General features: G+C 54.5%; 9 protein-coding genes. 5 read left to right on the top strand and 4 right to left on the bottom strand.

Annotated elements, in window-relative coordinates; genetic code table 11:
- Positions 1-395: transposase (locus GFC01_RS17270; RefSeq protein ID WP_194175023.1), on the top strand; the 395-nt coding region annotated here is incomplete at its 5' end.
- A 529-nt stretch (positions 396-924) separates the two neighbouring features.
- Positions 925-1,092 (top strand): hypothetical protein, encoded by a 168-nt coding sequence (locus GFC01_RS17265; protein ID WP_152948393.1) that lies wholly within the window; start codon positions 925-927, stop codon positions 1,090-1,092.
- Between the two features lie 565 nt (positions 1,093-1,657).
- On the opposite strand, the gene GFC01_RS17260 is transcribed toward GFC01_RS17265, so the two are convergent.
- Positions 1,658-3,060 (bottom strand): IS3 family transposase gene (locus GFC01_RS17260; protein WP_423244412.1). Its coding sequence is split into 2 segments (ribosomal slippage): positions 1,658-2,715 and positions 2,715-3,060, totalling 1,404 coding nucleotides; the frame shifts between segments, so codons are not numbered across the junction.
- A 191-nt stretch (positions 3,061-3,251) separates the two neighbouring features.
- Here GFC01_RS17260 and GFC01_RS17250 point away from each other — a divergent pair.
- Complete coding sequence (locus GFC01_RS17250; RefSeq protein ID WP_279233513.1) at positions 3,252-3,611, top strand: type II toxin-antitoxin system death-on-curing family toxin; 360 nt, start codon at positions 3,252-3,254, stop codon at positions 3,609-3,611.
- Positions 3,612-3,711: 100 nt separating this feature from the next.
- On the opposite strand, the gene GFC01_RS17245 is transcribed toward GFC01_RS17250, so the two are convergent.
- A complete protein-coding gene (locus GFC01_RS17245; RefSeq protein WP_194175021.1) occupies positions 3,712-4,164 on the bottom strand; it encodes an RpnC/YadD family protein in 453 nt (150 codons plus the stop codon).
- A 207-nt stretch (positions 4,165-4,371) separates the two neighbouring features.
- Complete coding sequence (locus tag GFC01_RS17240) at positions 4,372-7,743, bottom strand: S8 family serine peptidase (protein WP_152948389.1); 3,372 nt, start codon at positions 7,741-7,743, stop codon at positions 4,372-4,374.
- A 234-nt stretch (positions 7,744-7,977) separates the two neighbouring features.
- Between GFC01_RS17240 and GFC01_RS17235 the strand changes: the two genes are divergently transcribed.
- Positions 7,978-8,199, top strand: a complete 222-nt coding sequence (locus GFC01_RS17235) for a hypothetical protein (RefSeq protein ID WP_152948388.1) — start codon at positions 7,978-7,980, stop codon at positions 8,197-8,199.
- A complete protein-coding gene (locus tag GFC01_RS19865) occupies positions 8,189-8,317 on the top strand; it encodes a hypothetical protein (RefSeq protein WP_279233512.1) in 129 nt (42 codons plus the stop codon). Before GFC01_RS17235 ends, GFC01_RS19865 begins: the two co-directional genes overlap by 11 nt.
- Before the next feature lie 99 nt (positions 8,318-8,416).
- Here GFC01_RS19865 and GFC01_RS17230 read toward each other — a convergent pair.
- A partial coding sequence (locus GFC01_RS17230; RefSeq protein ID WP_152948387.1) for a DUF4351 domain-containing protein occupies positions 8,417-8,780 on the bottom strand: 364 nt, incomplete at its 5' end.

Genomic DNA, 8,780 nt, shown 5'->3' with positions numbered 1-8,780 from the left:
GGATAACTACGGACAAGAGAACCTACCATGAAAACAGCCAGGCCTGGATTTACCGTTTTCCTAAGGAAGCCTGCCAGGCTTGCGAATTAAGAGAAACCTGCACCAAAAATAAGAACGGGCGCACCATTTCGGTAAACAAATATTACCAGGTCCAGATGGAAGCCCTGGCATACAGCAAGACCGAGGAATACAAACAGGAGATCAAAAAGCGTTGTCCCATTGAAGGTACGGGAGCAGAACTGGTTTACCATCATGGATTGCGGCGTGCCCGCTACTGGGGTACGCTTAAAGTCGAGTTCCAGGCTGTGTTTACCGCCCTTGCCGTGAATATCAAGAGGTGGGCCAGGATCAGGCTGGCCAGCATGAAGACTGCTAAAATTCGTCATGCAGTATAAATAGGGGATAGTCTACCCTTTTTCAAGGAACAAACCTTCAAACGGAGGCTTCCTGGAATGGACAGTAGTTAAATTCGTTTTTTAAAATAGCAAATCCACCATTAAATCCCAATTAGATGGTATTGTCTACCAATACGAACTGATTAGGAAAAGGAATTATGCTTTTAGTCGGGGTTTATCGACTGTCTCTTTGAGACTGCAGGTATATAGGAATGCCACTGGACCCGCCTTTAAAGGGGATTCGTTCCCCGCTAATAACCAGCGAACCGGCCAGTGAGCCGGCGCTTTTCTTGAACTTCTGCCATCGTTTTCGCCACCGCAGCCAAGCGGCCCGCCGGAGTAGTCCGCTGGCATCATTGCTGCCGGGTGTGGCTTTTCGGTTCCCTGGCCCGGGGGCGGCCGGTTTGACGGGCATTCGGACATCGATCTGGCTAGCGATTGCCCAAATGGCCTAAGACGAGGGCAATGTTTTAAAGTTCGTCGCAACAACGGCCTGTTTGATGTACAATCAGAGCAGGAGGTGGTTTTCATGACCCGTCAAGTCCTCATAGATGAGTTGCTCAAGCTCCCGCCCGGTGAGCTGAAGCAGGTGTTGAATATGCTCATCGAAAAGCTTGCGGTCAGGCAGGATCTGGAACTGGCCAGGGAGATCATTGAGCAGTACAGGCCGGCTCTGGAGGAGCTTGCTTCCACATGAAGTGGATAACCCCGCAGGCTGTGGAAATGATACACGAAGAGGTTATCAGGACTACTGGTGGCCTTGGTGGTATCCACGACCGCAACCTGCGGAACGTGTCAATAGATCTGAGACACTTTTTTCGAGAAATTAGTGTAGAGCCATTGGGGCCATGGTAATTAATGGAGCTGCCTTTTAATGGTTCAAATACCATATCGCGCATACTGCTGGTTTACCATATCTTTTTGGTGCCGGTTTTTCTGCAGTTCATCGTGCTTTCATCGTCCTGAGCACCTCCCGTTAATCTCATTTCTTACGGCTACACTGCGTATCGGTGTTCGGCCCTGTTGACTGCAAAGGTCAAAATGGTATGAGGGTTGTGCCGAGGGCGAGGGAGGGGAGCATGAGGAACCATTAGTGGCCCTCGCAATCGCCATTCTACCATTTTGACCTTTGCAGCCGTCAACAGTCGCTCGGCCTTGCGTGAGCATAAACGGCTTCCTCTTATCCCTCCCGCGGCCTCGCTGCCGAACCATTTACCTCAGGCTCCGAAAAAGAGCATGAACTGAGTCTAGCAACTTCTTCGTTACGCATCCCGGTGAGGCGATGTGGGTTGGTTAATCCAGGCCGCTGTTGGGACAGTTGGTGGCTGCGGCGGCTTGTTAAAGCGCTCCGGATGAGCCGAATAAGCTGCCAGAAGGGTCGCCTGCCTGGCCGCCGTTACCTCCGCAGCGCTGCCATAATGGAGGGTCTCCGGCGTCAGAAATCCGATTCCCGAATGGTGATGTTCCTTGTTGTACCAGCTAAAAAACGGAACACAGAAGGAACGGGCTTCTTCTATTGAACTAAAACGGGACGGGAACTCGGGTCTGTACTTAAGGGTCTTAAACTGCGATTCGGAGTATGGGTTGTCATTACTTACGTGGGGGCGGCTATGGGTCTTCGTGACTCCCAAATCGGCCAGAAGACAGGCCACCGGCTTTGATGTCATGGATGAGCCGCGATCCGCGTGAATGACAAGCTGTCCCCGCGCTATTCCCTGCTTTTCAACGGTCTCCCGGATAAGGCGCTCTGCCAGAGATGCGCTTTCCCGGTGGGCAACCAACCAACCCACTACATACCGGCTGAAGATGTCTATAATAACGTACAGGTAAAAGTACGTCCATTTGGCCGGCCCCTTCAGTTTCGTGATGTCCCACGACCAAACCTGGTTCGGTGCTGTGGCCAAAAGTTCCGGCTTCGAGTACTGAGGATGACGAAGTTGGTTCCGGCGCTCCCGAACCTCGTCCTGCTCGGCCAGGATGCGATACATGGTTCGGACCGAGCAGAGGTATATCCCTTCATCCAAAAGAGTGGCGTAGATCTCCGCCGGAGCCTGGTCCATGAAACGCTCGGAATTGAGCACGGATAAGACATTCTGGCGCTCTTCATCCGTTAGCGAACGATAGCATTTATATACCCGGCCGGCAACTGCGGGAGCCGGCCGCCGGCGGCGGTATAGGGACGACCTTGCCACACCCAAAGCCCTGCAAGCAGCGGATATCCTTATACCGGTACTCCCAGCGGCGGCCTCTTCCACAGCCATGATCAGTTCTTCTCTTCTCCGTCGAGATTCCTCATCGTAATCCCCAGTACATCGGAAATTTTTTTTTGCAACTCAATGATGTCTTCAGCCTGCTGCAGTCGCTTCCTGAGGCGCTCATTTTCCCGCTCCAACTCAGTAATCCGTTTGAAAACAGGATCCTCCGGCCGTCCTTTCCGACCCCTTTTCCGGGAGCTAAGAGCCGCCAACTGACCCTCTGCAATCTGACGACGCCAACAGGAAAGATTGGAAAAATACAGGCCTTCCTTGCGAAGCAGGGCACCCAACTCTCCAGGCCTACAAGCCTCCGCCTGACGGACAATGCTCAGCTTGTACTCGGCCGAAAACCGCCGGCGCTTCGCCTTCTCCACTACCTCAGGATCCGGCCGGGAGGTTTGTCCCACCATTGAAGACGCCGAACCGGGCTGGACGGCCCTTCTATCCCGACCTGACTCAGGTCCTCTGTTCTCGGACTCCCGGCCTTGCCCCTGCCGTACCACAAAACTTCCTGCCATTACCCATCACCTCTCTCCGCCCTCCATGATACTACACTAATTTCGAGGGGGGTAGGTGTCTCACTCCATTATGGCACAGAGGGCTGCTCCACAGCGCAGTTATGAACCCGCTGGCCACCTTTGGCAGCGAAGAGCTCTACCCGGAGCTTCTCACCAAGGTGGCCGCTCTTTTATACGGGTTGGTCAGGAACCACCCTTTTTTCGATGGTAATAAGCGCACGGCCTTTGTAGCCCATCTAGACGATAGCAGCGGCTGTTTCCTCCAGGCTTTTTTCGATGGTAATAAGCGCACGGCCTTTGTAGCTGCGGCTGTTGTCCTCAGGAAGAATGGGTTGCGGTTGGTCGCCTCAAATCCCGACGTGGTGGCATTTATGGAAGCCTTGGCAGCGGGCCGCCTGACCATCAATGATGTTCTGCTTTGGCTTGAACAACATGCTAAATAGACACTTCTCTATCTACCGGGATGCGCATCAGCTTCACGCTCAGGTCGTCAAATTCCCTGGCCAGGCGTACGTCCACACGTTGACGTGCTGTTGATCGTTTTTAAAGTTCGTCGCAGCAACACTCTGTTTGATGTATAATCGAATTCCGGCCTGAAGAATTCGCCGTTCCGTACCCGAAGGCCCTGCACAAATTTGCCGGAGAGTTCCAGGTGGATGGTAGTTGCAGGGTTTTTTGCTTCTCTTCAAAACTCAAGGGTGTCCGGGCTATTTCTTCTGCGCATTCTCTCAAAAAGCTTTCCCCTTTTTGCTTCCTTTTCTCCCTGTCGGTTAAGGGCAGCAGGGCATATAAAGTATAGTTGCCGGTTTTTTTGATCTCTTCAGCCGTGATGCCGCCCAGGTCTACCGTCCGGAAACGGTAATCCAGGTAATTCTGAGCGTTAAAGTGAAAGGATAATCCCTCCGCCATGTTCATTTCCCGGTCCCCGAAATAAATGAGGATCTGGTATACCGGCAGGTTGTATTTTTGCTTTATATCGGCGGCGTAACGGAGCATGCGATAGGGAATGTCATTATTCCAGCGCGCTGAGCTTTCTGGCCACCGTGCTCAAAGGCAACACATCCTTTCAAGAGGGTGCCTCCATTAAATTAAAGATGCCCGCACCTGTTATAATTTAATCTTATCATAAAAAGAACGCATGCAACAACCACCGGAACACATCAAAAAGAAATTTTGGGGGGGCGGAGAAACCGCCCCTTTTCCTTACAGACTGGTTGATCCGGCGCCGATCACCCGCAGCACCGGTCCGCGCATGTAGATGCTGGGTCCCGGGAGGAGGTAACCCCTCACCCGTATATTCTGGCTCAGGTGGGCCTTAAGCCACAGGGAGAGGACCAGGTCCGAAGGATCTTCGAGTAAAACGTAGTTCTTGTCTCCCACGAGCAGCTCGTAGTGCGGCCGCTCGACGGTGCTCATCACGAGCCTGCCCTCCAGGGTGATGGCTTCCTCGAAGAGTCCCAGCCGGTCGCCCAGGCGGGCCAGAAGCGTTGCACACTGCGCCCTGGTCACCATGGACCCGGGTGCAAACAGCCGGTCATTCACGCCCCGCATCAGGCCGCGGGCATAAGCGGCGGCCACCGCCTGCCGCGCCCAGGGGGCTATTTCTTTCTCATCGGCAAAGCTGGCCGCAGGAGCGCTGCCGGACAACCCGGCCAGTCGCACCATCACGGCGGCCATTTCCTGCCGGGTTAAAGTGGCGTCCGGCCGGAAGTTGCGCCCGTCACCCGCAAGCAGCCCGCCCCGGGCCGCCGTTTCCACCGCCCCGTAATACCAGGCGGACGGTTCAACGTCGGCAAAGGTGGGAGATTCCGGCCGCACTTCGGAGAGACCCAGGAGTTTCACCAGCAGCGCGGCCAACTCGGCCCGGCTTACCGGTTTCTCGGGCCGGAAGGTGCCGTCCTCATAACCGCCGGTAATTCCCCGGGCGGCCATAAGCTCGATGTCCCTCTGCGCCCAGTGAGCACCAGCGTCACTAAAGTTTTTTTTGAGGGCGAAGACGGCGTAGCTGGAGAAGTGGCTGAGTTCCACCACCACGGCTCCCTTTTCCCGGTCAAGCCTGCCGCCTACCGCCACCCAGGTTCCGTCGTCGTTCTGCCGGAAAACCTGAAGCATCCGCGGGTCCAGGCTTCCCAGCCTGGACGAATCGTATTTGATGCCGATTTTAACCGGTCTGGCCAGGGGTGCGGTAGTTCCAAGTTTTAACATCGGGCTCGCAGCCACCGCCCCAGGGGGAAGGTTGGCCGGAGTTTCCGCGGCCACCGTAACGGACAGGCCGGCATCCCTGGGCAGAGCACCGGCAGGAATGTCGACGGTCACCAGGCCATTTAAAACTTCAGCCTTTTGCGCTTCACCCGTGGCCTTTAGTTCAGCGGTACCCGGAGCAGTTTCGACTTTCGACTGCGGGACCGGAGCACCGCCGCCTCCGCCTCCGCCAGTAGTGCCACCACTGGACGAAGGCAAGCTGTTAACGCGGTCGACAGTCTGTTTCAGGTCCAGCGTGCCGCCGGAAGATACTTTATCTCTAAGGCTGTCCAGGGATGTAACACTTTGTTTCAATATACTGATTAACTGGCCGGGAGGAAGTACTACACCCAAAGCAAGGGCCCGCGAAAGGGCCAGGGCCGCCCCGCCGGAAACGAAAGGCGCGGCCATGGAGGTTCCGTCCCAAGACGCGTAAGGTTGTGAGCGTAAGGCAATTTTCGCTGCAGGTGAATCCGGCAAGAAAAGGGAGAAATATGCGGGAAAAACAAAGGCATAAGAAACTCCCTCGTACGGTTCCGCCAGACCGTCGGCCGCCAGCAAATTGTATGATTGACCGGTCATTTGAGCATGAAGATAATCATTTACAAAATCCCCGGCACCGTCAGCCGCAGCCCACCCGCTTAAGAAAATCCTGCCCCCGTTTTCCAGGTAGTTAGCCAGGTAGACCTGGTCGTTCACCGTCAGGTTCGGGCTGTCAACAACCAATCCAGAGATCCCATCCCAGTGCCAGGCACTCCCCGGCGCCATCCCGGTGAACCAGAGCACGCCTGCATGGGCCGCCACATCCACCGGCGGACAGTCTTTTCCGAGAGCAACCTGACAGGTTGTGTAAACGTAGCCTGCCGTGGAGAGGGCGTTAAGATACAAGTTGCTTGCATCTGGTAGAGTTATTGGCCCGTATGGCGTATCTATTTTTTCACCCGACTGATCATCATCCACCACCAGCAGGGGTTTGATTTTTGTTTCCTCAGGGGCTATGCCCAGGAAGTTGTATACCGCCCGCACCACGCTGCCGTATACTGCACCGCTGGTGCTTGTACCAGCCGAGGGGTCCTCCAGGGCCTCCGCGCCGAAGCCCCACAACATCACCCTATCTCCATAGACTTCGTCATAAACCGCCAGGGCCACACCGGCACCGTCAAAGGTGGGCACGGTGCTTAAAATGCCTTCCCCCGGGGCAGCTAAAGCAACGGACTTCAAGCCGTAGTTCGAGAAGTTAGCAAGGCCCCCCCTATTAGGACCGGCCGGATCTGCTAGCGCCGCCACGCTGATGATGTTGGGCAGGGCCGGATATGTAACGCCGTCTATCACGTTATCCATAGAGAAGCCAGCGGGATAATACGGGCTGGTATCGTTATCCTGTCCTTCGTTTCCGGTAGCAGCAACAAAAAGTATGCCCGGGTGATCTTTGATAGCATTGTACATGAGCCGGTCAAATTCAGGAGTCTCAAAGCTCATATTCACTACCCTGGCCCCATTTTTTGCGGCATACTCGATAGCCGCCACGATGGCCCCGGTGGTGAAAACGCCGTTGCGGTCGGCCGCCTTGAGGGGCATAATTTTCACCCCCGGAGACACTCCGGCAACTCCCTCGCCATTGCCGGCCACGGCAGCGATGATCCCGGCCACATGGGTGCCGTGACCCAACTCGTCCATGGGATCGTTATCCGGCTGGGAATTGAGAAAGTCACTGCCGATGAAATCATATCCCACCGTATCGTCAACGAAACCGTTGCCGTCATCGTCCTCACCGTTACCGGCAACTTCCCCGGTATTGCGCCAGATGTTGTTCGCCAAATCAGGATGGTTATAGTCAACCCCGGTGTCGATGACGGCCACGATGATGCCCTCTCCTGTTGCATCATTCCATACCTGGGGAGCCCTTGATCCATACTGTGAATTCACCAGGCCCCATTGCAAGTTGTAGAGAGGATCGTTTACCTTAACTTCACTGGAATGGTAGATGTAGTTCGGCTGCACATATTCCACCCGGGGGTCTTTATTCAGGGCTTCTATGGTCTCTGGTACGTCCCCGCCCGTTTTGAAAACGGAAGCACCATCCGGCAGGGCTTTCTTTTCCACCAGGTCCAGATCCCTGTGGGTGGTAAACAGCAGGTTTTTTGCTTCTGCCGCCTCGACACCCGGTTTGAACTTGACGATTACCTCGCCCGGCACATAAGGCGCCGGTACCGCCTCCTTCCCCCCCTTCGCACCGGGCAGAAAGGAAAGGGGGCCTGCAAGCGCCGGCCCGGCCGCAGCCGCCAGCAGCAGCACGGCGGTCAACATGGTGGCAATTGCCTTGCGAGAGTTCAATAAAGTTCATCTCCTTCCCCAAAATCGTTGCCGAAAGATACATTTCGATTATTTCTATGATTTTCCTCCGTCACCAATCCGGATATTTATCTTAATGCGCGGTAATTGGAGACCGGAAGGCTACAGGCAGGTGTTGCTCCTGCTTTACCCGTATGAAGAGATGCAGGAAACGGGGGAAGCATTCACGCGAAGGTTTGAGAGAGAAAGATCACAGGCGTCTGGAGGCGCTCGGTCTTGAGTAAATTAATACTATACGGGGCGGCCGTTCAAAGCCTCAGCCTTAACAGCGAGAAAGCATTACCGTTTATTGGTAAACCGGTGCGGATAATTCTGGAACCGGTAAAAAAATGCGTGGCGGATGAGTTCTACGGTAAGTTCAAGGATGTTGATCTGCTGAGTGAGTTGTCCAAAGAACACCGTAATGAGAAGGAAAAGGGTGTCCGCCATGAGCGATAAGCCTTTGACGACCGGAATCACCCTTGATTCCTGGGCGGTCCTGGCCTGGCTGCAGGGAGAACCGGCGGGCATACTGGTAAGGGATTTGCTCATCAGGCGGCACGGTGTGAAAATTTAGCCGTCTGACCGGTTGCCCATTTAATAAAAGTCCTTCCAACACCGGGCCAATGTCAGCAGGCAAAACGATACGGGTTTCACGATTTACGAAAGGTGCCCTTTACAGATATTCCTCCAGTTCGGAAAGACTGTTGATTTCAAAGATGTTGTCCAGAATCATGCCCAGGGCATATTCATCCAGTGTCTTTATTTTTTCTGCATACGGAGCGGGAAGTTTTTTGAACTTCCGGTAGAGAAGCTTTAAAACATTCTCCCTGAGCGTTTCCCGCCTCCCTTTTTCCATACCTTTTTCTATGCCCTTTTCTATGCCCTTTTCCAGGCCTTTGTTAAAAATCCGGCGGTAACCGGCAGACTGTTCCAGATCGAGCATATTTTCCACCTCCCGGAAAATCATTTCGATGACCTGCTCTTCATACAGCAGCCCGGCGAATATTTCCGCCCGCAGCAGGGCTTTTTGCTTCTCT

Source organism: Desulfofundulus thermobenzoicus (assembly GCF_009428905.1).
In the GTDB taxonomy this organism is placed as follows: Bacteria; Bacillota; Desulfotomaculia; order Desulfotomaculales; family Desulfovirgulaceae; genus Desulfofundulus_A; species Desulfofundulus_A thermobenzoicus.
The sequence above is the reverse complement of the archived record's forward strand: the minus strand, read 5'-3'. Positions and strand labels throughout refer to the sequence as shown.

Coding starts and splice junctions, on each gene's coding strand:
- GFC01_RS17265 (WP_152948393.1), top strand. CDS start 925: ATGACCCGTCAAGTCCTCATAGATGAGTTGCTCAAGCTCCCGCCCGGT.
- GFC01_RS17245 (WP_194175021.1), bottom strand. CDS start 4,164: ATGCTCCGTTACGCCGCCGATATAAAGCAAAAATACAACCTGCCGGTA.
- GFC01_RS19865 (WP_279233512.1), top strand. CDS start 8,189: ATGAGCGATAAGCCTTTGACGACCGGAATCACCCTTGATTCCTGGGCG.